We start from the raw sequence: 22162 nt of genomic DNA, 5'->3' as shown, positions 1-22162 counted from the left end.
CCATTCATTCTGTCTGATGCAGAATGAATGGTTTTTTAGACTTTAATTAAGCAATAAATAGAAGACAATGAAGGATGAAAATAGATTATAATAAACAAAAAGGAGGTGAGGATATGAAAGTTGTAGCAATGATTGATTCATTCAAAGGATGTGCAACCTCAGAAGAATTAAATCAGGCGGTTTTAGCAGGGTTACCAGATGAAATTTGGACAGAAAAATGCACTATTCCGATTGCTGATGGTGGTGAAGGAACAATGGCAGCTATTTATGCAGAATTAGGCGGGACATGGCAAAGTGTAACAACGCAAGATCCCTTAGGAAAACCGATTACCGGTCAATACTTATTGAGTCGCTTTGAAGGTCAAGAGATTGCTGTAATTGAATCAGCTGTTTTTATAGGGATTCATTTAGTTGAAGTTTCAGATACTGTAATTCGCCAAACCTCTTCTTATGGATTAGGCAAAGTTATTCAAGATGCACTAGCTCACCGTGTCACACAAATTTATTTAACTTTAGGTGGTAGTGCAACATCTGATGGTGGATTAGGACTATTGCAGTCCCTTGGTGCAATCATTGAAGGAAGTGAGGAAGGTAATCCACTAATAAATATTAATAATGTTGATTTAAAAGGACTTCAAGGGGAGTTGAATAATGTGGAATTAGTAGCATTAGCAGATGTTACCAACCCTTACCTAGGTAAAAAAGGATTTGCCGAAATTTTTGCACCACAAAAAGGAGCCTCTAAAAATACAGTTAGTGAAATGGAGCAACAAGCACAACTTGTCGCTAAAAAAATCAAGCAGCAGACCAATTTAGATTTGGCTACCATTTCTGGTTCTGGAGCAGCAGGCGGTTTGGGAGGTGCAGTGATTGTTTTAGGAGGTAAAATTGCACCTGGTTTTGTAACTTTGCAAAAAATAATACGATTAGAAGAGAAGTTACAAAAAGCAGATTTGATTTTTACTGGAGAAGGTAAAATGGATGGACAAACAGACCAAGGGAAAGTCCCCTTTGGTGTGGCGCAACTTGCCAAAAAAGCTGGTATACCAGTGATTGGTTTGTGTGGCAGCCGCACGAGAGATATCGGGAAAATGACCGAGGTAACACTCGGCGTTTTTAGTATTCAACAAGGCCCGATTTCTTTAAAAGAAGCGATGGAAAAAGAGCGAACCTTGACTAATATCCAACAGTTAGCAAGCGAGTTAAGTCACGTTTTTATGTACAAAAAAAAGTAGCTGTTTAGATTTCTAAACAGCTACTTTGATTTTATTATTCAGCTTCATATGTTACTTCGACATTGCCATTGATAGCTTTTGAATACGGGCAAATATTATGTGTTTCTTCCATATATTTCAATGTTTCTTCTTTTGATAGACCTTCAATTTTACCGATTAAATGAACAGCTAAATGCAATGTGTGGTAATCAGGTAAATCGCCCAATAATGTCACTTCTGCACGAACCGAACGAGGTAAATCACCATGACCATCACGTTCTAATGGGAAAATAAGTGCACCGTTGAAACAAGCAGAAAAACCTGCAGCAAATAACTCTTCAGGGTTTGTATAACCTTCTTTTTTCGTTCCAGTTGTTTTTACTTCAAAATCACCATTTAACGATTTACTTACGCCTTCACGACCGCCTTCGTTAACCACTGTTGAAACGCCTAATTTTTTACTCATACAATAAACACCCTTTCGTTTTTTGATCTATCTTAACTATAGTATAAAACGAGAAGAATGAAAACCGAATTGCCTTATGATTGAAGACAAAATAAAAGAGCGTAGGAACCACGCTCTAGTTTATTTTTTTGTATAAGCAATTCCATAAAAAAGTGCACCTGTAGCAACAATTGGTAAAAACAATACCAAAACCAAACCATGTGGAAGTGCGGAGCGAGTATGTAAGTGAGCTACATCAGGTAGACCAATCACACCCGTTGCTGTTAATAATTTCCAACCTAAGAAACTAGCGACTACAATCATCAATGCAATAACTGCATAGAAAAGAAATTTCTTTTGTTTGCCCATGAAACGTATCCCCTTTAATTTTACATTCACAGTTATTATACAAGAAATTAAAAGAAATAATAGAAAATTTTTCAAAAATTTTCTTTTGTAATCATTTTGAAATAATTAGGCATTTTCACGTATTAGTCGTTGCGTAATATGAAAGTCTCCTTCATAAGGTTCTTGGACTCCACGAACTTTCATCATTTGTTCAGTACCTTTTCCAGCTAAAATCACAGTATCTTCCGCTTGAGCTATTTCTACGGCAGTGGTTACGGCTTTGGCACGGTCTAATTCAATTTGAACGGGCAATTGTGTAGTAATGGCTTGATAAATTTCCTTGGTAATTGCTGAAGCATCTTCAAAACCAGGATCATCACTTGTTAAAATAGCAATGTCTGCACATTCACTTAATGCTCGTCCAATATCAGGACGGCGAGAATGCGCTTTGTCACCAGCACTACCAGTGACAATAATTACTCGGCCATTAGGTCTTAGTTCTTTGGCAAATTCACCAATAGCTTTGATACTTAAATAGTTGTGCGCATAATCAATGAAAATATAGGCGCCATTTGCTTTTTCTAATAAGTTCATGCGACCAGGAACATGGCTTTGTGGTAAACTAGCTTGAATCATTTCTTTAGAAACGCCTGCTAGTCGGGTAGTTAAAATAGTTGCTGCTGCATTATCATGATTAAAAGTGCCAAATAACGCGAGTTGATAATCACCAGTAACATCTAAGGCATCTTCAGTTGCTTCTAAGTGGAAACAACGAGGGTTAGCTAATGGCTGAATGCGGTAAGTTCCCGTTTTTTGCCCAAATGTATAATAAGGCACCTGTTCTTTTTGGCAAATATCTTCTAACACATCAAAGTGATCACTATCATGATTAATGACCATTTGCTTGCTATTTCTTAGTAATTGACATTTGCAGGCGAAATACTCTTCAAATGTTGCATGTTCAATTGGACTAATGTGATCGGGACTAATATTAAGGAAAATGCCTGTTTCAAAAGTTAACCCAAAGACTCGTTTGGTTTTATATGCTTGTGAAGAAACTTCCATTACTAAATGAGTAGTACCACTTTCCACTGCTAAAGCCATTTGGCGGTAAAGGTCTAAGGCTTCTGGCGTGGTTAATTTTGACGCATAAAATGTGGTGCCATCTAATGTTGTTTCTTCCGAAGAAAACAACGCGACTTTTTGATGGAAAGCTTCGTCTAATACTTTTTTGATAAAATAAGCGGCGGTTGTTTTTCCTTTGGTGCCTGTAATTCCGATTTTGTATAATTTATCTTGCGGTTGTTGATAAAAAGCTTGTGCAACAACGGCCATCGCTTCACGAATGTCAGTTACCAAAATCTCTTGTGCATCCACATCATAAGACACTTCAGACAGATAATGCGTCACACCATCTTGCACCGCAGCTTCTAAAAGTTCTGCTTTAAAGTTCAATCCTTTACAAAAGAAAAGTGTGTGCTCTTTTAAGTCACGTGAATCATAGGAGAGATACGTGAAGGTATTGTTAGCAGATTCTTTGATTTTTTGCTGCCAGTTTTCGTTAGCTACCTTTTCTTGAAGTAACTGATGTTTGCTTAAAAGGTTACAAAGTTCATTAATTGTCATGGAATACATAAATAAGTTTACTCCTTGTCCTAAAGTTCTAGCTAATTATAGCATAGGATATCAGAAAGAGGCATTTTCGCAAGTTGAAATATTAAAAGGGTGTAACGAATAGAAAAATAGATTGCGACAAAGAGCATTTCGCATTAGAATAAGAGATATGTATGAAAGAAAGTGGAGAAGAACTCAATGACAGATAATACAAAACAGGCTTCATCTGAATTGACAAATGAAGACAAAATGGCGCGTGGTTCTGCTTGGATGACCATTGGCAATATTGGCTCTCGTTTGATGGGCGTTATCTATATTTTGCCTTGGTATTATTGGATGGGTGAGTACGGCGATGTGGCAAATGCCTTGTTTAACATGGGATATAATGTATATGCGCTTTTCATCATGGTTTCAACTGCGGGAATTCCTGCAGCGATTGCCAAACAAGTCGCTTATCATAATTCAAGACAAGAGTACCGTACAAGTCAGCGTCTATTCCATCGTTCCTTGCAAGCAATGGCAATTTTAGGGCTGATTAGTGCTTTAAGTATGTATTTTGCTGCGCCAGTGTTGTCACAAGCTGCTGGTGGTGGTGTCGATTTGATTCCATCAATGCGTTCGTTAAGTGTTGCAATTTTAGTTATTCCAGTGATGAGTGTAATTCGAGGATATTTCCAAGGAATTCAAAATATTGCGCCATTTGCGATTTCCCAGTTAGTAGAACAAGTCGCACGTGTTATTTATATGTTAATTGCCACCTTTATGATTATGAAACTAGGTGATGGCGATTATGTTGCTGCAGTTACACAATCAACATTTGGTGCTTTTATTGGTGCGTTAGCGGGAACAGGGATTTTAATTTATTATTTCCGTAAAGAAAAAATCAAAATGGATATTTTAGCAGAAAACAGCAAAGAAACTGGTAATGTAGATACGATTAAATTATTGATATCGACAGTTAAAGAAGCGATACCGTTCATTATTTTAGGTGCAGGGCTCACAATTTTCAAATTAGTTGACCAATATACATTTGTTCACACAATGAGTGGTTTTACAGAATACTCTAAAAATCAATTGATTGCTTTGATGGCTTTATTTGGTGGAAATCCAGATAAATTATCAATGGTAGTTATTGGTTTAGCCACTTCAATGGCAATTGTTGGGATGCCATTATTGACAGAATCGTATGCAAAACAAGACTATAAGGGAATGGCAAAATTAGTTACAAATAATTTACAACTTTACGCATTTGTCATGTTACCAGCTACTTTAGGTATGATGATTTTAGCTTATCCGTTAAACACAATGTTTTATAAACCTGATCAATTAGGAGCGAATTTATTAATTGCTGTGTGTATTTCTGGTTTAGCACAAGGGTTATTTATGGTAACTTCCATGATGTTACAAGGAATGTATGAAAATGGTTCAGCAGTATTATTTTTTGTGATTGGTTTAATTGTTAAAATTGCCACACAAACAATTTGCATCCGCATGTTAGAAGCTTATGGACCCATTGTTTCAACTACACTAGGGATGAGCGTTGCTTGTTACCTGAATTTATGGAAAATTCATAAGAAGACGCGTTTCAACGCACGTTTAACGTGGAAACGTACAGCATTGATTGCTGTTATGACTGCGATTATGGTTTTATTTGCAGGTCTTACAAAATTTGGCTTAGAATTAGTTTTAAGCCCAGATAGTAAAGTTCAGTCATTTATTATTATTATAATTGTCGCAGGTGTTGGGGCACTTGTTTACGTTTATATGGCATTGAAATTGCGTTTAGCAGACAAGTTATTAGGCTCAGGTATGGCACGTTTTAGAACGAAATTACACATTAAATAGTGATAGGTTCGGAAGGAAATCTCTTCCGAACTTTTCTGTTGAAAGGAGAAAAAATGCGATTAGATAAATATTTAGCCGACATGGATTTTGGCTCACGAAAAGAAGTGAAAAACTTTATTAAAAAAGGATTGGTTTCAGTCAACGGGACAGTCATTAAATCTGATAAATTCCAAGTGAAAGAAAATGAAGATGCTGTATTTTTTGATGGGGAGCCTGTCGTTTATCAAAAATATTTTTATTACTTATTAAATAAACCAGCTGGCGTAATTTCAGCTACGATTGATGATTACGATGAAACCGTGATGGATTTATTTGATGATGAACATTATCGTGAGGATTTATTTCCAGTTGGACGTTTAGATAAAGATACAGAAGGATTATTAGTTATTACCAATGATGGTGCCTTAGCACATCGGCTACTGTCACCGAAACGTCATGTAGAAAAAGAATACTATGCACAAATAGCTGGTGTGATGACTCAAGCGGACATTGAAGCTTTTGAAAAAGGACTCACAATTGATGGTGAAGCCTGTCTGCCTGCTAAATTAATGATTGATACTATTGATGAGGAGGAAGAAACCTCAGAAATTCGTTTGATTTTGCATGAAGGAAAATTTCACCAAGTCAAACGAATGGTCCAAGCGGTTGGTAAAGAGGTAACGTATTTAAAACGTATTCGCATGGGTGGATTAGTTTTAGATGCAACGCTTGATTATGGGGAACACCGTGTTTTAACCGAAGCAGAACGGACTCGTCTGGAGCAAAAAAATTAGTAATTGTTAAAAAAGCTTTGATCCAAGCCGAATCAAAGCTTTTTTTCTTATTCCCACAATCCAGGAGTCGCAACGATATGCATTTGTTCTTTAGTAAAAGGATGAACTAAAAACATTTCATAGGCATGGAGCAACAAACGCGGCCCATTTTTGGTTTGATATAAAGGATCACCAACAATGGGATGACCTACACTTGCAAGGTGAACGCGAATTTGATGGGTGCGTCCCGTGTCTAGCACACAATAAATCTCACTAGTTTTTTGATGGACTGCATGCACTTCAACATGCGTAATGGCTGTTTTGCCTTTGCGCTCATCAATGACGCGTTTACGGCGGTCGTGACGATCACGACCCATTTTTTTATGAATGGTGGTATCGTTGTTTAATTTACCCCAAACAACTGCTTGATAACGGCGATAGATCGCTTTTTGTTCTAATAGACGTCCTAAAATCGGTAAGACTAAAGGATTTTTGGCAAATAAAATTACTCCGCTTGTTTCTTTATCTAAGCGATGGACCACATAACCTCTTTGGTTTTTTTCAGCAAGATAAGCCGCTAAATCATTTAAAAGTGTCTCTGTTTCATCTGGTTGATTTGGGTGAGTTTTTACACCCGCTGGTTTATTGACTAAAATAATATGTTCATCTTCAAATAGAGGATGAATATTTTTTTTGTTGCCAAGATGAATTTCTTGATAAGTATAATCTGTTTCTTCTAAACGCAAGGTAAGAGTATCACCTGCGTGGACCTCTTGATGAAACATCGCAAGTTCATTGTTGAGTAAGACATTTTTTCGTATGCGTAAAAAATGACGAACTTTACGAGGAACTAGCCACTCCTTTTCAAGTAAGTCACGAATTGTCATTGGTTGTTGTGAAGCAGGTAAAGTAATTGAATATTCCACAGCCAACGCTCCTTTCGTCTGTCATTATATCATCTTTAACGCTTTTTTAAGAAAAAAACAACGAAAATGTGACAATTCAATGGTAAACTAGGCAAAGTCGAAGTCTATGTTAAAATGACGTAACTTACGTCTCTAGTCGTATTTTCTTATTAGAAAAATATGCTACACTTTGTTAGAGGAGGGGAAGCGATGGATTTTCAGCGCTTTTTAGCTACAATAAAAAAATATTTAGGTATTATAAAAGAATATTTGATTCGTTTTTGGCAATGGATGAAACCTTATCTTATTCAATTCCATCAATGGCGCAAGCGAGTTTGGAAAAAATATCATGTGAATAAAATTATTATTTTATTGGCATTAGTTGGCGCATTAGTTATGAGTGTCTACTTATTTTATATTGCAAAAACAACCAAGGTTTCAGAGCTAGAATCAGGATTACGTGAATCTACGATAATTTATGATAAAGAGAATCAAGAAGCTGGACGAATGTCTGCTCAAAAAGGAACATATGTTGATTTAGATCATGTATCACCTTATGTGGTTGATGCGGTTATTTCGACTGAAGACCGTAGTTTTTATTCACATCATGGGTTTGATATTAAAGGGATTGGCCGAGCAGCAGTTCGGATGCTTATCAATCGCAGCACTAGTGGCGGTGGTGGTAGTACTATCACCCAGCAGTTAGCCAAAAATGCCTATTTAACGATTGATCAAACCTTTAACCGAAAAGCCAAAGAAATATTTTTAGCAATTGAAATTGAAAAGAAATATTCTAAAGATGAAATTTTAGCAATGTACTTAAATACATCTTATTATGGAAATGGTGTTTGGGGCATTCAAGACGCAGCGAAAAAATATTTTGGTGTGGATGCAACGGATGTAACTATTGGTGAAGCAGCGACTTTAATTGGGATGCTAAAGGGACCATCGATTTATAATCCAATTGACGAGCCAGAAGCTGCAACCAATCGTCGCGACACTGTCTTACAGTTGATGGTAGAAAATGGCAAATTAGACCAAGCTTCAGCCGATCAAGAGAGTCAAGTGGCAATCACTGATTTATTGTATGATGCTTACAATCAAACGGATGCCGGGTATCAATATCCCTATTACTTTGATGCAGTAATTAATGAAGCAGAACGTGAGTATGGGATTGATGACGATGATTTAATGAATCGTGGGTATAAGATTTATACAGCATTAGATCAAAATTACCAAATTGCTATGCAAGATACTTATGCAGAAAATGGTTATTTCCCACCAAATGCTGAAGATGGGACGATGGTTCAATCAGCATCTGTGGCCTTAGACCCTGGTACAGGTGGCGTTCGTGGTTTAATTGGTCGTCGTGGGGATTACACTTTTAGAGGATTTAACTTTGCGACAGATATGAGACGTTCACCAGGTTCTACGATTAAACCATTGAGTGTATATGCACCGGCCTTAGAAGCTGGCTACAAACCAGATAGTATTTTAAAAGATGAACCACAAAGTTATTACGATGCAAAAAATTACAGTGGTACTTATGAAAATGAAGTTCCGATGTATCAAGCAGTCGCGCGTAGTTTGAATTTACCCGCAGTTTGGTTGTTACATGAAATTGGCTTGGATAAAGGCTACAATAAAGCCAAAGCATTTGGATTGAACTTAACCGACTCCGATAAATATTGGGGCGTAGCATTGGGGGGGTTAGAATATGGAGTATCGCCAATGACCATGGCAGGAGCATATGGTGTGTTTGCAAATGGTGGAACTTTGTATACACCGCATTTGATTACCAAAATTATTGACTCAACCGGTGCAGTTATTGTGGATAATACACAACCTAAAGGGAAAAAAGTAATTTCTCAAGAAACAGCCAATGAAATGACCAGTATGTTGTTAGGAACCTTTTCAAATGGTACAGCAATGGAAGCTACGCCGTATAACTATACAGTTGCTGGAAAAACAGGAACAACAGAAACCAACTTTGACGCAACTAAAAACAATGACCAATGGATTGTCGGTTATACACCAGATGTAGTGATTTCAACTTGGTTGGGATTTGAACAAACAAGTAAAGATCATTATTTAGAAGGAACTAGTGGTGAAACAGTAGGACCAATCTTTAAAGCGCAAGCAGACAGTATTTTACCTTACACAGCAGGAACCAACTTTACTGTAGCAGATGCTTATTGGACAGGGGGCAAAGTCATGTCACCAGATGAAGCTCCTGAAGAACAAACCACTACCGAAGACGATCAGCCATGGCAAGATGACTTAAATAAATTTACAGAAGATGCGAAAGATGGCATGCAGAAATTTGGCGAAAAAGTGAAAGAAGGGGCTAAAGACCTATTCCGCGGCATTCGTGACCGTTTAAGATAAGCATTAGCCACATGAAATAGAACATGTTACAATATAACTAACTTAAAGAAAAGCGAGGGACAATTATGTCTAACATTTATGATACAGCGAATCAATTAGAACGTGAAATTCGTGATATGGAGCAATTCCAAGAATTAAGTGACACATTTACAAAACTAAAAGCAGATGAAAAAGCTTATGGTTTGTTTAAACAATTCCAAGAATTCCAAATTTCACTTCAAGAAAAAATGGCTGCTGGTGAAGAAATGACAGATGAAGATGCAGAAAAAGCACAAGCATTAGCTGTAGAAATTCAACAAGAAGAATTAATTGCTGATTTAATGCGTGTTGAACAAGCATTTAGTACAGTAATCAATGACTTGAACCGCATCATTATGACACCATTAAGAGAATTATATCAAGACTAAACAACAGGAGTGGTTGGGGTAAAACCATCTCTACTCATAAAAAAGAAGATTCAATCATTGGATCTTCTTTTTTATCCATATTGCTATAGCAAAAGGCTACAAATCTTTTTTTTAGATTTGTAGCCTTTTTAATCTGATTTTATAACGAAAACCATCACTGTTCTTTCAGAAACCGACTTGTAAGCAAATCAAAGGTTAAATAAAAGTACTGACTGTCTGATGATAGATTGGTATTTTTTCTGATGGTCGATGGCGATTTTATATGTACTATTTTTGGTCGTTGCTTTTAAGTAATTTAAAAACGGTACTCATATACTTGCTGAAGATGAAATATCTATAAGTAAATGAGTACTGTTTTTTATTTTGCATAAAATATGCACGTTCTGAGTCGAAACGGGTGCAACAAAAGCCACTCTTAATAGCAATAGGATTGGCTTTTGTTTTATTAATGTATACCTTATTTCACAAACTTAATATAGTATGATTCATGTTTTGAACTAACCTTTACATATTTTTTGACAATGTAAACTACTTTTAATAGTTAATCCAAGCTATTCCCTCATGAGTAATAGTATAAAATAACAGATTTCCTTTTAAATCGAAAAAAGCAATATTCATATAACCAAATTCAGTAGTTTCAACTATTTCGCCAATTTTACTATCAAATTTGTTGTAGAAAAAAGAATTAATACTCTTTAAATCACCAAAGATTTTTTTCTTATCAGATAAGTTTATATCAAATTTGTAAACTACACCTTTAGCTCCTGAATCAATCCAGTTAGATACATTTTTTTTTGAAATCAAAAGATTACTATATTTATCTATAATTAAATTAGATTCTTCATCATCTATAAGTTGCAGTAGTTCTATATACTTAGTTTTTTTTTCTAAAAAATCTAAAATTTTTATATAGTCATTTTTATTGGTTATATTGATATTTTTCATATTAAATATCCTCCTAATAAACATTGGTTAAAAAAATATTGACTAGCCTATTAAACGCACTATATCATAAAGATGTGTTTAAAAATAGATGGAAAAGTAATAATTAATGGGGTGGGGAAATAAAAAAAGCAGCAGTTTCTAGAATGGCAGCTAATGGAGATGTGTGGTCAATTACTAAAGCTAAAGCAAAAACAGTTGCTAGTTCAGCTTCTTTATTAAAAAAAGGAAAAAAAACTCCTGTTGGGCCAGAGAGAGATAAAGGTAAATCTGGATACTATATGCATTATCATACAAATCCTCTTTCAAAATCTAAAGGACATTCCTTTTATGGGACGCCTTCTTAAATCTGCAAAGAGCTGAATCGATGCATATAAATAAAGTTATACCATTTACAAATTTGAGAACTCAAATTCGTAAATGGAAAAAACTAAATATAGGGTATCAAAATAGTTATATTAGTGCATAGTAAAAAATGTAAAGTACATTAAATAAAAAAAGAGCAACCTTGTAAAAGATTGCTCTTTTTAATGTATCTTATGTAAACTGATTAATTTTAGAAATGACTTTTAGATGCATTTGAAATAATCACTATTTCTAAAAAAGTTGAAGTTTAATTTCGTAACTAAATGCTACTAAAAACTGTTCAGGAATAAAAAATGAACTTAATACGAATAAAGAAATCAATAGAAAAATAATAGATTCAGTGCAAAACTTCTTACTTAAATTATTGGTTTTGCAACGATACTTTAGAGTTTAAGTTCTGTTAAGTTAATTACATAAATATAATATACAATTTTAAAAGTATGTTTAGTTATATCCAATTATCATAATTTCTTAAATTAGCTAAACTATTTTTAAATAAAGAGATAGAATCACTCGCCGAGATATAATCAGGTTGTCGTGGTCTATTTTAACAGTGGAAGAATGATTGAGTACTATTAAACAATTGATATTATTAAAAAGAGGGGAATAAAATGAATAAAGCACATGTAATTTTATTGAAGAATTCGTTATATGTAATCATCCCATTAGTTATTAGTTTAATAGCTAGTTATATATTAAATTGTACGTTTTTAATTCCAGCGGCTGTAATTTATGGAGTTATGATTTTTTTTATGATACCATCAGATAGTTTTTTTAGAACAGTTGACTATCAAACAAAATCATTAAATCCTACATTTAGGCCATCCAAACTAGAAATGAAGCTAGAAAGTGCCGAAAGTACAATAAACTTTATTGTTACTTTACTGGCTTTATTAACTTGCCTAATCCTATTGTATTTTCAATATTCATAGACATATCTCAGCGGTATAAATGAACCATTGATTTGTGATTTGATATCTATAATGAAAAATCAACTCAAATTAAAATATAAACTAATTAGCAATAACGGTGAAAAGAAAGTTGCATTGGAGGAATAGACGCTTTAAAAAAATTATTTAGATTTTAATAAGGACTCTTGATAAAATATTTCCTCAGTACGAGTAGGTAACGTTATTTAATTTCTTTCAAAAGGGCTTTATATCAATGTGTCAGTATTTGTGACAAATATTATTTTAAAGTTTGATTTAATAAGAAACACAAAATCTGAATAGTATAATATGATGTGTTAGAACCTGTCTATGATTTTTTATTTTTATATTTTAATATGATGTTAAAGGAGCGAAATAGAATGGTTGAAATCGGAAAACAAATTCGCGATTCAAGGCAAGAAAAAAATTTAACACAACAAGCACTATCAGAAAAATAGAATGTTTCTCGGTCTGCAGTAGCAAATTGGGAAGCTGGAAGAAATTATCCTGATTTAGATTCTATTGTAATTTTAAGTGACATATTAGGTATATCATTAGATCAACTATTAAGGGAGGACACAGTTATGGTTAAGCAAGTTAGTGGAGAACAGCGAAAAAATGTAATCAGAAAAAGAACATTAAGTATTATTGTCTCTGCATTCGTTGTATTATTATTCTTCACTGGATATTTACTTTATCAAGAAGTTTATTATGTTCACAATTTTTTCTCTCCTGAAATATCAACAAAAATAAATATAAGGGAAAACGAAGAAAATACTTGGCAAAGAGTGAAGTTTGAAGAAAATTCTTATTTAAAATTAAATGGAATTTTTTGGAAAAAAGAACTGATTAATGATGCAAGTAGTGAAAATGTTATAGATATTGGTATTTATGAAAATGATGGTATTACGCTAGTCAAAGAGTTTACTTTAGAACCAGGTAAGGCTAAGAAAATGACAGTTGATAAAGGAACTGATTATGTCGTGAAAGTTAAAGCTAATCAAGGTGCATATGTATTGAATATCATTTAATTAAATCATATTCAACGAGAATGGGGAAAACCATCTCTACAAAAAATCGACGCAAAACTTTTTCCAAGTTTTTGCGTCGATTTTTTTATTAATTAAGGCTAATTTTAAGGCTAATTTCAATTTTTTCTCAGCCTTTTTAATTAATTTTTCTTTTTCCAGAATTGGTACCATTTCTTTTTCTTCGCTTCTAGATCAGCTTTTAACTCTGCTAATTCTTTTTCTAGTTGCTCTTTTTCTGTAGTTAATGCTTCAGCTTTTTTCATTTGTTCTTCTAGCTTAGCAACTTGTGCTTCTAGTTCAACAGAACGTTTGTCATCTTCTTCATTTGGTTCTTTAGGAGCTTCTAAAGCAAAATATTGATGAAGTTCTTTGATTAATTTTTTATCTTCTGCATTTAGTTGTTGCTGTTGATCGATTAATTTTTGTAATTGTTCAATTTGTTCATCTTTTTTAGCTAATTGCTCAATTAAATAATCGTTGATTGGGCTACTTACCTCATTTTGTGTGCCTTCTTCATTGATGTCTTCCCCTAACTCATCAATGATACGTTGTACCCCGTTTTCTTTAATATAAATTGTGTTGTTTTCTTTGTAGTAATGATCTTCAGGTAGTTTTTTATAACGATAGATGACTTTATCGCGTGATACACCCAATTCATTGGCTAATTGAGTGAGTGTTTTGCCTGTTTGTTCTGTCATAATTCCCATTTCTCCTTTACCTAGTAATTACTTAGGTACTAACTAAGTGTTTTCAATAGATAGATTTTATCATAAAATTACTAGAAATGCTTGAAAAATCTTTATTTTTTTATTTTTTTCTACGTAAGCGCATTATTTTACCGAGGTAATCACAAAGTAATGTTAATTTTTCGCTTAATGCGAACGAATTTTCGCATTTTGCTGACTAGAATTTGAAAAAATGGTAAAATAATAGGAAAAAGAGGAGGATTTTGAATTATGTTGCGATTTATTCATTGTGCGGATTTACATTTTGATCGAACCTTTGAAGGATTGCATTTAATTACGCAAGTCAAAGAGTTACCTCTTGCGAATAACCAAGTATTAGAAAAAATTGTGACACTAGCTTTAGATGAACAAGTTGATTTTTTAGTATTTGCAGGAGATATTTTCCATCAAAATCGTCCGAGCTTAAAAACACAACATCAGTTTTTTAAACAAATGAATCGTTTGAAGGAACAAGATATTCCAGTCTATATGATTTTTGGTAATCATGATTATTTTGAAAAAGAGCGTTACTGGTTTGATTTTCCTGAGAATATTCATTTATTTACAGAAGAAAAAGTACGAACGATACATGGAAAAAATAAGACAGGCGAAAGTTATGCAATTAGTGGTTTTAGTTACCAACATCCGTGGATTCCCACGTCCAAAGTGAGTGAATTTCCTAAAAAAGCAGCAACTTATCACATTGGAATGTATCACGGAGACAGTAATGGTGAGCGTTTTGCGCCTTTTCAGATTCAAGAAATGAAACAAAAAAATTACGATTATTGGGCATTGGGACATATTCATGTACCAACTGTATTATCTAAAACGCCTCCAATCATCTATCCAGGAACCCCTCAAGGTCATACTCAAAAAGAAAAAGAAACAGGTGTTCAATTGGTCACGTTAGATGGGCTGACAGTACACTACGAAACAAAAAGGGTTGCTGCAGTGACTTGGGAAGATTATGAGTTATCGCTATCAGGGATGAAATCTCGTAAGGATGCTTTGGAAGCTATGAAGGCATTCTTTCAAACATCTCAGCGGCAGTTAGTTAAATTTTCATTGAAAGATACGGAGCATTTACCGATCGACTGGTTAAATAATCGTGAAAAGCCGGAATTGATCGCGTATTTAAATGAATATTTGGCACAGAATAATTTTGAACAGATTGTTTATCAGTTAGAAGTAATCGCAGTTCCTGAAAGTGAGAAACTAGTTTTAACAGGTAAAGAAGTTATGGCGCAATTATTAGCTAGCTATCAAACAAATGAAGTCTTTGAAACAATCATTGAAGAGTTAGCGACACATCCGCTAATTAAACGAACGATTTCATCACAAACATTGAAAGAAGAAACATTAGCCCAAGTGAAAACAACACTAGAGCAAGAGTTTTGTTGGAGTGAGGAAGAATAATGAGGATAATAAAAGCAGAAATTACAGGTTTTGGCCATTATCGTCAACAAACATTTGAATTTTTATCAGGTAATCAACTGTTATTTGGGCAAAATGAGATTGGAAAATCAACATTGTATCAATTTATTCAAGCCATGTTATTTGGTTTTCCCAAGAAAAATTTACGGAAACGTGACTATACTCCCCAAGATGGTGCTGCTTATGGTGGAAAGTTATGGCTAGAAATTGAACCTTATGGTGAAATTGTGGTTGAGCGTTATCGTCAAATAAATCGTGGACAAGCCAAAGTATGGATTGGTTCAGAAGAAGGCGATGAAAAACTATTTCTACAGTTGATTGCTCCTCTGAGTCAAGAGGTATTTCAAGAAGTGTTTACGTTTCAACAAGAGCAACTTTCTCAAATTGAACGTATGCAAGAAAAAGAGCTCCATGCGGCATTGATTTCTTTGGGAATTAGTGGAAGCAAACAATTAATGCAGAAAATTCAAGAATATCATAAAAATAATCAACAACTTTTCAAACCACGCGGTCAACGATTACCATTAAATAAACGTTTAAATGAATGGCAACGATTAAAAGAAACCATTCAGCAAAAAGAAGCCCAAGAAAATGATATGAAGCGAGCGTATCAACAACTATCTGTTTATACAGAACAACAAAAAGAATTACGTCAACAATTACAGCAGTTACAACAGCAACAACAAGAATTAAATCAGCAAAAAATAAATTGGCCTTTATATGAAGAATGGCAACAATTACTACGGCTAAAAGAAAGTAGTATGACTGAAAAAGAGCAAAAGCAGTTGCGTCTTTTTTACCAAGAGTATCAACAACTATCTGAAGAAATCAACAAAAAGCAAGCTGAACTATCACGTTTAGAGCAAGGGCAAGAGTCGAGTCATTATTTCTTTTATTTAGATAAAGAAAGCAAGATTCAAGAGTTACTACGTCAAAAAGTGCCAATTGTTCGAATGGTGGATGAGTATGATCGATTAAATGACGAATATGAAAGAATCGATACTACGTTAATGCAACTTGTAGAACGTTGGGGTTGGAAAAAAGAGGTGGCACCACCTGAATTGGATGACCAAATTTTTCAGCTGTTACACCGTTTAGAAGAATTGGATGAGGAAGTTTCTCAGCATGAGTTGCGTATTCAGTGGTTAAAAGAGAAAAAAGAACCCATAGAAATAGAAATTACCAAAATAGAAAGTAAACATCCTGAATTATTAGCAAAAACGAATACACAAGCGTATGTTTTACCGGCTATTGGTGGGGGATTATTTTTACTTAGTGTATTATTACCCAGTCCTTTAAAAGTAATAGGCATGCTCATTGGTGGCAGTGCCTTATTGATTGGTGGGGGGCTATTCTTTTATAAAAAAATTAATCCTGCATCACAAATTAAACCTCTGTGGCAAGAAAAGTTAGTCCAATTAGATGCATATGCTGCTGAAATTGAAGCAGAAACAGCAGTGTTGAACCAGACACAGCAAGAAAAACAGCAGCTGTTAACTTATTTGCAACCATCTTTTGGCAATAATACGAATTATCATACATGGCATCAAGTCTTACAAGAATATGAACAAGCCGTGGCTAGCTTCCATGAATACACGGCTTTGCTAGCAAAGAGTACCAAACAACACGAACAACTTATCAATGAATTAGCAAAAATTGAAGAAGACTTTCAACTGTTTAGTGAATGGCTACCTTTAGAAAATAAAGCGATTCAAGAAAAATTAACAGTGCTAGAAGAATTTTCAGATAAAATGCAAGATATTAAGTTAACGCGCTTGCAACAACCAAGTACGTTAATTGCGCAACAATTAAAACGTAGTAAAGAAGAACAGCATGCTTTATTTGCGAAATACCAAAACTTACTGGAAAAATTTGGGTTAGAACATCCTACTGAAATTCCTTTGTGGATGAAGCAATGGGAACAGCAACAAAAACAGGCAGAACGAAAAGCAGAATTAACGCATCTCTTAACCCCTATTTTTCCTAAAAAAATGCGTTTCGACGAATTAACCATTCAATTACAAATTGTTCAAGAAAAGCAAGAGGTGCTTCAACAAGAAAGTTCTCAACTTTTAGAAGAAAAACAACGTGTGCAATTACAAATTGAGCATCTACAAATTGATGGTGTTTTAGATGAATTGTATCAAGAGGAAAGTCGATTGCTTTCAGAAATTCAAGAATTAGCAATTACTTGGAGTACCAATCAAGTCTTGAGTGCGAGCTTAAGTGATTTAGCGACTGAACTATCCGAACAACAATTGCCACAGTTACTACAACAAGCTTCGCATTATTTTGAGTTATTAACCAATGAGCGTTATAACCAAGTATTATTAAGCGAAGGTGTCTTACACGTTGCTTCTGACCAGACACTTCTGGATATTTATACGCTTTCCACTGGAACAAAAGATCAACTGATTATGGCTGTGCGTTTTGCGTATTTATCTTTACAAGGACAATCAATAGTAAGTCCAGTCATTATTGACGATGGTTGGTTGCATTATGATAGTTTACGTAAAGAACAGTTAGCGAAATTGTTTGCAGAATTTGGAAAAAAACACCAAGTCATTTGTTTGTCTTCTGATCAAGAAATGGTAAGCTATTATCAAAGGCTGCAACAACCAGTAATTGAAATTAAGCAAAGGATGTGAGAGACGCTTGTTTTACCTAGGTAAAGCAGAGCGTTAAACAAATGAAAAAATTACGAGAATTGGCAGTAGACGAAGAGTTTCATGCATTTGTATTAGTCAAAAATGCGGATGTACGCATGGCAAAAAATGGCAAAAAATTTATTGCTTTTACATTTCAAGACACATCAGGGACATTGGATGGTAAGTTTTGGGATGCTTCTGAAGATGAAATTAAGCGTTTTGAAGCTGGACGTGTGGTCTATCTAACTGGAAAAAGAGAAGTGTATCAAGGAAACCCTCAAGTGAAAATTTTACAATTGCGCACAGCAAAAGCGGAAGAACCGAATGACCCAAGTTTATACATGGAACGAGCACCAATTCAAAAAGAAGCGATGGAAGAAGAAATTAGCCAAGTGCTTTTTGAAATTACTAATCCTCATTGGAACCGAATTGTTCGTTTCTTATTAAACCAATACAAAAAAGAATTTTTTGAATATCCAGCAGCTAAACGAAACCATCATGCGTTTGCTGGCGGACTTGCTTACCATACTACAACGATGCTTCGCCTAGGTAAAGCAATCGTTCGCGAATATTCTGAATTAAATGCTTCCTTGCTGTACGCAGGTATTATTCTACATGATTTGGGCAAAGTAATAGAGTTGAGTGGACCAATGTCAACAGAATATACGCTAGTGGGGAATTTAGTAGGGCATTTGGTTTTAGTTGATGAAGAAATTACTAAAGCTTGTTTGGCGCTAAAAATTGATGAACGTGATGAAGATGTAGTTGTTTTGCGTCATATGGTACTGTCGCATCATGGTCTATTAGAATATGGTTCTCCTGTTCGTCCACGAATTATGGAAGCAGAAATTTTGCATCAAATTGACAATTTAGATGCTTCGATGCAAATGCTCTTAACCTCCATTCGTCAAACTGAACCTGGCGAATATACAGATCGTATTTTTGGTTTGGATAACCGTAGCTTTTATGTCCCAAAAAATATTTAAAACTTAATTGCTACAATCAAAAATAAATCTTACTCTATACGATTTCTTCTTTGATAATCGTATAGAGTTTTTTTTATTCGTTAAAAACGAAATTACTGAATTGAAATTCTATAGTAAGACGTAAAAACAGGCGTTAAGTACATCCGTACTTAACGCCTGTTTTTGAGAATTATTTGCTTTCTTCAGTTGATGCGTTTGTTTCTGATTCTTTTGTAGTAGCTTCTTTGGCATCAGAGTCTGAAGATGATTTAGTTTCTGCTGCATCAATGAAGTTTGTTAGAATATTTGAGAATGCTTCATCTTTGATTTTTACATTTGCGTCAACTAATTCTTCACCAATAGCTTTTGTTGTAAATTCGCTATCGTTTAATTTTGTATCAGTAGCAATTTCTTTAATCTTGTCTTCGTATTTAGACATATCATTGCCTTTTGATTGGTTTTTCACCATTTTCACTACATAGTAGCTTGTACCATATGCAGAGTTTACAGCGATTGGTTCAGAAATTTCACCATCTTTTAAATCCCAAGCAGCAGCTTTTACTTCTTCAGGAATTGTTGTAGCAGCTGTTGATGAGTCAAATTTCACTTTACCACTATCTTCTTTTGAAGCATCAACTGATTTTTCTTTGGCAACTTTACCAAAATCAGCATCTTTTTTACTTACTTCTTCTTTTACTTCTTTTGCTTCATCTTCAGATGTTACTGCAATTAATTGTGCTTCAACTTCTGGATGGAAAGAATCCCAAGCAGCTTTCAAGTCAGCATCTGTTAAGTCTACGTGAGCTTTCAAACCTTCTTTAAAGGCTAAGCTTTCACGAATACTGTTTTCAACTTCTTTACGAGACATGCCAGAAGCTTTTAATTGATCTTCGAAAGTATCACCAAAAACATTTGTAATTTCTTTTTCAACGTCTTTGTCTGTTACTTTATCGCCGTATTTTGATGTGAAAACTTCTGATAAAATCATGTCAAAAACAATTTGTTGACTGTTTTGATCGGTTTTTGCTTTCTCATAAAAATCTTCAACGGTTAATTTAGCACCTTTCATCGTTGCGATTTCTGTATTTGTGTTACCTGAGCAAGCAGCTAGCGTGAAAACACTCATTGCGCCGACAACTGCTAAAAGAATTTTTTTCTTCATTGTATTAAGCACTCCTGTTATTAGATTTCAATATGTTCATAGCCATAACTATACCATACTCTTTTTCAGAAAGGAAAGTGTTGGTAAAATCTTTCAAATAAAATTCATACAAATATCTTTTTCTTTACTTTTTCTTAGTTTCATTTTGAACAGGAAGTGAAGCAATATATTGATTCATTTCTTCCACTTGTTCATTGATTCGTGCCAGACGAGGCGCGGCTTGAAATTTGAAGGCTTCGACATCCTTTTGTAGCGATTTCGTAAAGTAGGGAATCGTTTCTTCAACGGTTTTCTGGGTTTGAGCAAGTGCCTGTTGAAAATTTTGTAAGCTTTCATTAAATTCTTTAGTTGATTCAGTGACATCATCAATGTATGTCTCTACCATTTGTTGGGTTTCCTTGCCGCTACGAGGAGCCATCAATAAACCACTGACGCCACCAACTGTTGCGCCAAATAATAATCCTTTTATGAAACTCATTTATTTCACCTGCGCTTTGATTTTTTCAGCAATAGCAACCATTTCTTCCGAGGTATAATCATCCATGTGTTTACCGAAATGCATCGAGAAATCGTCATCTTTTCCATAACGAGGGATTAAATGGACATGTGAATGAAAGACAGTTTGATAAGCTACTTCTCGGTTATTATTCACAATATTCAACCCTTGCATTTCAGGAAATGATGCTTCGAGTGCACGGGCAATTTTTGGAATGCGTGTAAAGACGTCCGCCGCTAATTCTTCTTCGTATTCGAAAACATCAGAAACATGTTTTTTAGGAATAACTAATGTATGTCCTTTAGTTACTTGCGTGATATCTAAGAATGCATAGATTTTTTCATCCTCATATACTTTATAACTTGGAATTTCTTGATTGATAATTTTACAAAAAATACAGTTTTCCATAAAAATTTCCTCCTATTTCTTTTATAGTTACTTTACCATATTCTAGTGTTTAGCTGTAATTATTTTCCTTCTTAATGGAGCCGTGCTTGTTAAAGCTTTTTTTTTCTTCTATACTATAGAAAAAAGTGATGAAAGGAGTTTTGGCTATGTACGTGGGAATTGATATTGGTGGGACACAAATTAAATATGCGTTAGTAGACGATGCAGCGCAAATTTTTGAAAAAAGCGCCCTGGATACGCCCAAAGATAAAGAACCATTTTTAGAACAAGTTACAGCAATTATTCAAGCGTATCAGGAAAAGCATGACGATATTTTAGGTGTTGGAATTAGTGCACCAGGTATCATTCAAAAAGATGGAATGATGACGACAGCAGGTGCTATTCGTTCCTTATATGGCACAAACTTAAAAGAAGAAATTAAAGCCCGTACAGGTATGGTAACTGTGGTTGAAAATGATGCGAATGCAGTTGCAATCGCTGAAAAATGGGTAGGAAATGCCCAAGATTTAGATAATTATTTATGTATTGTTTTAGGAACTGGTGTTGGTGGCGGAATTGTCATTAACGGAGAGGTTTTCCGTGGTGCACATGGTATAGCTGGTGAATTTGGCTGGGCAATTACTAAAGAGTTACCTGAAGAAGGTAATATTGAATATGCTAGTTTAAACCTTCACATATCTGTCATTGGTGGCTTGTGCCGTTTGTACAATGAGGCGCTAATTAAAGAACAACCAGAAGCAACATCAACATGGGATGCTCGTGAGATTTTACAACGTTATACAGAAAATGAACCGATTGCTCGCCAAGTTGTTGATCGTTTTCATCAAGATTTAGCGGTTGGTTTAATAAATTTAATCAGTCAATATGACCCAGAGGCGATTTTAATTGGTGGTGGTATCAGTGCCAATGAACAATTTTTTAATGGTCTTAAAGAAACAATGGAAAAACTTGAGACGCGTCATGAGAGCATTAATTTTATCAAGCAATATGGCTGGACACCCATTTTACCAGCAAAATTAAAAAACGATGCAGGAATTATTGGAGCCGTTTACCCATTACATAAACAATCACAATCGTCATGAAAAAAGTCTGTTGAAAAATTCTGAAAATATCTAGAGTTTTAGTTGCGTGAATGTTT

At 34.6% G+C, this 22162-nt stretch carries 20 protein-coding genes; 11 read left to right on the top strand and 9 right to left on the bottom strand.

Features of this window, described 5'->3' with window-relative positions:
- Positions 1-113 precede the first annotated feature (113 nt).
- Positions 114-1235, top strand: coding sequence for a glycerate kinase (locus tag DOK78_RS01050; RefSeq protein WP_207871809.1), 1122 nt, complete (start codon positions 114-116; stop codon positions 1233-1235).
- 34 nt (positions 1236-1269) lie between these two features.
- On the opposite strand, the gene DOK78_RS01045 is transcribed toward DOK78_RS01050, so the two are convergent.
- The 3 genes from DOK78_RS01045 to murE form a co-directional block, all read right to left on the bottom strand.
- Positions 1270-1680, bottom strand: coding sequence for an Ohr family peroxiredoxin (locus DOK78_RS01045; RefSeq protein ID WP_207871808.1), 411 nt, complete (start codon positions 1678-1680; stop codon positions 1270-1272).
- Between the two features lie 120 nt (positions 1681-1800).
- The gene (locus tag DOK78_RS01040) at positions 1801-2028 is read right to left on the bottom strand and encodes a hypothetical protein (protein WP_207871807.1); all 228 of its coding nucleotides are present in this window, start codon (positions 2026-2028) and stop codon (positions 1801-1803) included.
- A 105-nt stretch (positions 2029-2133) separates the two neighbouring features.
- On the bottom strand, positions 2134-3642 hold the full coding sequence (murE, locus tag DOK78_RS01035; RefSeq protein WP_207871806.1) for a UDP-N-acetylmuramyl-tripeptide synthetase: 1509 nt from the start codon (positions 3640-3642) through the stop codon (positions 2134-2136).
- A 177-nt stretch (positions 3643-3819) separates the two neighbouring features.
- On the opposite strand from murE, the gene DOK78_RS01030 reads away from it, so the two are divergent.
- Together DOK78_RS01030 and DOK78_RS01025 are read left to right on the top strand one after the other, a co-directional pair.
- Positions 3820-5466: a putative polysaccharide biosynthesis protein gene (locus DOK78_RS01030; RefSeq protein ID WP_207871805.1), complete on the top strand. Its 1647-nt coding sequence runs from the start codon at positions 3820-3822 to the stop codon at positions 5464-5466.
- A 53-nt stretch (positions 5467-5519) separates the two neighbouring features.
- The gene (locus DOK78_RS01025) at positions 5520-6239 is read left to right on the top strand and encodes a pseudouridine synthase (protein WP_207871804.1); all 720 of its coding nucleotides are present in this window, start codon (positions 5520-5522) and stop codon (positions 6237-6239) included.
- 47 nt (positions 6240-6286) lie between these two features.
- Here DOK78_RS01025 and DOK78_RS01020 read toward each other — a convergent pair whose 3' ends face one another.
- The gene (locus tag DOK78_RS01020; RefSeq protein ID WP_207871803.1) at positions 6287-7144 is read right to left on the bottom strand and encodes an RluA family pseudouridine synthase; all 858 of its coding nucleotides are present in this window, start codon (positions 7142-7144) and stop codon (positions 6287-6289) included.
- Positions 7145-7333: 189 nt separating this feature from the next.
- Here DOK78_RS01020 and DOK78_RS01015 point away from each other — a divergent pair, with 189 nt between their 5' ends.
- Entirely contained in the window at positions 7334-9511 is a 2178-nt protein-coding gene (locus DOK78_RS01015; RefSeq protein WP_207871802.1) for a PBP1A family penicillin-binding protein, read from the top strand.
- A gap of 65 nt (positions 9512-9576) precedes the next feature.
- Positions 9577-9918: a YlbF family regulator gene (locus DOK78_RS01010; RefSeq protein WP_207871801.1), complete on the top strand. Its 342-nt coding sequence runs from the start codon at positions 9577-9579 to the stop codon at positions 9916-9918.
- A 534-nt stretch (positions 9919-10452) separates the two neighbouring features.
- On the opposite strand, the gene DOK78_RS01005 is transcribed toward DOK78_RS01010, so the two are convergent.
- The gene (locus DOK78_RS01005) at positions 10453-10863 is read right to left on the bottom strand and encodes a hypothetical protein (protein ID WP_207871800.1); all 411 of its coding nucleotides are present in this window, start codon (positions 10861-10863) and stop codon (positions 10453-10455) included.
- Between the two features lie 143 nt (positions 10864-11006).
- Here DOK78_RS01005 and DOK78_RS01000 point away from each other — a divergent pair, with 143 nt between their 5' ends.
- The gene (locus DOK78_RS01000) at positions 11007-11207 is read left to right on the top strand and encodes a hypothetical protein (protein WP_207871799.1); all 201 of its coding nucleotides are present in this window, start codon (positions 11007-11009) and stop codon (positions 11205-11207) included.
- A gap of 1532 nt (positions 11208-12739) precedes the next feature.
- Positions 12740-13186: a hypothetical protein gene (locus DOK78_RS00995; RefSeq protein ID WP_243430372.1), complete on the top strand. Its 447-nt coding sequence runs from the start codon at positions 12740-12742 to the stop codon at positions 13184-13186.
- A gap of 140 nt (positions 13187-13326) precedes the next feature.
- On the opposite strand, the gene DOK78_RS00990 is transcribed toward DOK78_RS00995, so the two are convergent.
- Positions 13327-13884, bottom strand: a complete 558-nt coding sequence (locus tag DOK78_RS00990) for a DUF536 domain-containing protein (protein ID WP_207871798.1) — start codon at positions 13882-13884, stop codon at positions 13327-13329.
- Between the two features lie 258 nt (positions 13885-14142).
- Between DOK78_RS00990 and DOK78_RS00985 the strand changes: the two genes are divergently transcribed.
- Genes DOK78_RS00985 through DOK78_RS00975 form a run of 3 tightly spaced genes read left to right on the top strand, consistent with a single transcriptional unit; the run spans position 14143 to position 18979 of the window.
- A complete protein-coding gene (locus DOK78_RS00985) occupies positions 14143-15327 on the top strand; it encodes a metallophosphoesterase family protein (protein WP_207871797.1) in 1185 nt (394 codons plus the stop codon).
- Entirely contained in the window at positions 15327-17993 is a 2667-nt protein-coding gene (locus DOK78_RS00980) for an ATP-binding protein (RefSeq protein ID WP_207871796.1), read from the top strand. Before DOK78_RS00985 ends, DOK78_RS00980 begins: the two co-directional genes overlap by 1 nt.
- Positions 17994-18034: 41 nt before the next feature.
- Positions 18035-18979, top strand: coding sequence for a 3'-5' exoribonuclease YhaM family protein (locus DOK78_RS00975; protein ID WP_207871795.1), 945 nt, complete (start codon positions 18035-18037; stop codon positions 18977-18979).
- Positions 18980-19148: 169 nt separating this feature from the next.
- Here DOK78_RS00975 and DOK78_RS00970 read toward each other — a convergent pair whose 3' ends face one another.
- From DOK78_RS00970 to DOK78_RS00960, 3 genes are all read right to left on the bottom strand, one after another.
- Positions 19149-20120 carry a peptidylprolyl isomerase gene (locus DOK78_RS00970; RefSeq protein WP_207871794.1) on the bottom strand — a complete coding sequence of 324 codons (972 nt, stop codon included), beginning with the start codon at positions 20118-20120 and terminating at the stop codon, positions 19149-19151.
- A gap of 124 nt (positions 20121-20244) precedes the next feature.
- The gene (locus DOK78_RS00965) at positions 20245-20598 is read right to left on the bottom strand and encodes a YtxH domain-containing protein (protein ID WP_207871793.1); all 354 of its coding nucleotides are present in this window, start codon (positions 20596-20598) and stop codon (positions 20245-20247) included.
- A complete protein-coding gene (locus tag DOK78_RS00960; RefSeq protein ID WP_207871792.1) occupies positions 20599-21024 on the bottom strand; it encodes an HIT family protein in 426 nt (141 codons plus the stop codon). It lies immediately after the preceding gene.
- Between the two features lie 146 nt (positions 21025-21170).
- On the opposite strand from DOK78_RS00960, the gene DOK78_RS00955 reads away from it, so the two are divergent.
- Positions 21171-22106 carry an ROK family protein gene (locus DOK78_RS00955; protein ID WP_207871791.1) on the top strand — a complete coding sequence of 312 codons (936 nt, stop codon included), beginning with the start codon at positions 21171-21173 and terminating at the stop codon, positions 22104-22106.
- The last annotated feature ends 56 nt before the right edge of the window (positions 22107-22162 follow it).

The sequence above is a fragment of the Enterococcus sp. DIV2402 genome (genome assembly GCF_017426705.2).
GTDB lineage: Bacteria > Bacillota > Bacilli > Lactobacillales > Enterococcaceae > Enterococcus_F > Enterococcus_F lowellii.
This window is presented reverse-complemented; position numbering and strand designations above follow the sequence as displayed.

Bases quoted from the DNA above. Each gene is read 5' to 3' on its own strand.
- DOK78_RS01050 (WP_207871809.1), top strand. From the start codon at position 114: ATGAAAGTTGTAGCAATGATTGATTCATTCAAAGGATGTGCAACCTCA.
- DOK78_RS01045 (WP_207871808.1), bottom strand. From the start codon at position 1,680: ATGAGTAAAAAATTAGGCGTTTCAACAGTGGTTAACGAAGGCGGTCGT.
- DOK78_RS01040 (WP_207871807.1), bottom strand. From the start codon at position 2,028: ATGGGCAAACAAAAGAAATTTCTTTTCTATGCAGTTATTGCATTGATG.
- murE (WP_207871806.1), bottom strand. From the start codon at position 3,642: ATGTATTCCATGACAATTAATGAACTTTGTAACCTTTTAAGCAAACAT.
- DOK78_RS01030 (WP_207871805.1), top strand. From the start codon at position 3,820: ATGACAGATAATACAAAACAGGCTTCATCTGAATTGACAAATGAAGAC.
- DOK78_RS01025 (WP_207871804.1), top strand. From the start codon at position 5,520: ATGCGATTAGATAAATATTTAGCCGACATGGATTTTGGCTCACGAAAA.
- DOK78_RS01015 (WP_207871802.1), top strand. From the start codon at position 7,334: ATGGATTTTCAGCGCTTTTTAGCTACAATAAAAAAATATTTAGGTATT.
- DOK78_RS01010 (WP_207871801.1), top strand. From the start codon at position 9,577: ATGTCTAACATTTATGATACAGCGAATCAATTAGAACGTGAAATTCGT.
- DOK78_RS01005 (WP_207871800.1), bottom strand. From the start codon at position 10,863: ATGAAAAATATCAATATAACCAATAAAAATGACTATATAAAAATTTTA.
- DOK78_RS01000 (WP_207871799.1), top strand. From the start codon at position 11,007: ATGGCAGCTAATGGAGATGTGTGGTCAATTACTAAAGCTAAAGCAAAA.
- DOK78_RS00995 (WP_243430372.1), top strand. From the start codon at position 12,740: ATGGTTAAGCAAGTTAGTGGAGAACAGCGAAAAAATGTAATCAGAAAA.
- DOK78_RS00990 (WP_207871798.1), bottom strand. From the start codon at position 13,884: ATGACAGAACAAACAGGCAAAACACTCACTCAATTAGCCAATGAATTG.
- DOK78_RS00985 (WP_207871797.1), top strand. From the start codon at position 14,143: ATGTTGCGATTTATTCATTGTGCGGATTTACATTTTGATCGAACCTTT.
- DOK78_RS00980 (WP_207871796.1), top strand. From the start codon at position 15,327: ATGAGGATAATAAAAGCAGAAATTACAGGTTTTGGCCATTATCGTCAA.
- DOK78_RS00975 (WP_207871795.1), top strand. From the start codon at position 18,035: ATGAAAAAATTACGAGAATTGGCAGTAGACGAAGAGTTTCATGCATTT.
- DOK78_RS00970 (WP_207871794.1), bottom strand. From the start codon at position 20,120: ATGAAGAAAAAAATTCTTTTAGCAGTTGTCGGCGCAATGAGTGTTTTC.
- DOK78_RS00965 (WP_207871793.1), bottom strand. From the start codon at position 20,598: ATGAGTTTCATAAAAGGATTATTATTTGGCGCAACAGTTGGTGGCGTC.
- DOK78_RS00960 (WP_207871792.1), bottom strand. From the start codon at position 21,024: ATGGAAAACTGTATTTTTTGTAAAATTATCAATCAAGAAATTCCAAGT.
- DOK78_RS00955 (WP_207871791.1), top strand. From the start codon at position 21,171: ATGTACGTGGGAATTGATATTGGTGGGACACAAATTAAATATGCGTTA.